1 protein-coding gene is annotated in these 1,118 nt (G+C 51.1%); it reads left to right on the plus strand.

The genetic code is table 11. From position 1 onward, the window contains the following. Positions 1-1,118 (plus strand): hypothetical protein (locus AC1RNB_RS18550; protein WP_493085249.1); only part of this gene is annotated, 1,118 nt, incomplete at both ends.

The following is a 1,118-nucleotide window of genomic DNA, read 5'->3' on the forward strand; positions in this document are numbered from 1 at the left end:
AGTACCCAGTACACGATCCCAGCGGCCAGCGCTACGGATAACTGCAGTATCGCCACGGTTACTTATGCGGTAACAGGAGCTACCGGCAGAACGGGTACGGGTTATGATGCTTCGGGTGCCTTCAGCATCGGCACTTCCACCATTACCTGGACGGTAACGGATGTAAACGGCAACACCAGCACCGGCAGCACAACTGTAGTGGTGAATCCATTACCGGTAGCTACCTATGTAAGCAGTAATGCCGATGCGTTCTGTAACCAGACCAGCTTAACGGCATCTTCCAGCATTAATCCGGCTCTATATAGCTGGTCGGCCGGCAATACCCCGGGAACCTTCAGCGCCAACCCTGTGTTAAGCCTTGGTTTAACCAATGCAGATGGCAACTACTACCTGTACACCCAGTCATCGGTAACAGGATGTATAAGTGCCAGTTCAGCAGTATACAATTTCCAGAAACAGACCCTCAGCAGCAGTTATACCATCCTTGCTTACAAGGAAGTGGAACTGGGTAAATACAACAAAGTCTTAAGCGGCAGCGTAGGTATTATGACAGCCAGGGGCGAAGCGGAGTTCAAGAGCTATAGCGGAGTAACAGGAGCGGGTTCGTTTGTAAAAGCGCCGAGGATCGATAAAGACGGCTACGGCATTACGCTGAACAGCCAGGTAATCGGTATCGCAGCGGTAACCCTGCCTACGATGCAGTACAATACGGCCAGCACCCACAACCTGCCAAGTGTAACCGCTTCACAGAACAATGCTACTTTAAACGGTAACTACAAGAACCTGACGGTTAAGAAGGGTATCAGTGTAACGGTATCTGGCAGCACATTTGGTAATATCCGCCTGGAAGAGGGAGCAAGTATCCGTTTTACGAGTACGGTACTGAACATAGAGAACTTCACGGCCGACAGGGGAGCCAGGAACAACGACTACAGCTATATCCGCTTTGCACCGAACACGAGTGTAAGGGTGGGTAATAAAGTGAGCATCGGCAGCCAGGTACTGCTGAACCCAGAGAGCTACAAAGTAAGCTTCTACATGGGCGACCAGCGCAGGGATGAAGAGAAGTTCACGGTGAAGGGAGGAGATACGCGTGTGATTGCCAATATCCTGATGCC

It is taken from the genome of Sediminibacterium sp. GW821-FHT12F12, assembly GCF_058806635.1.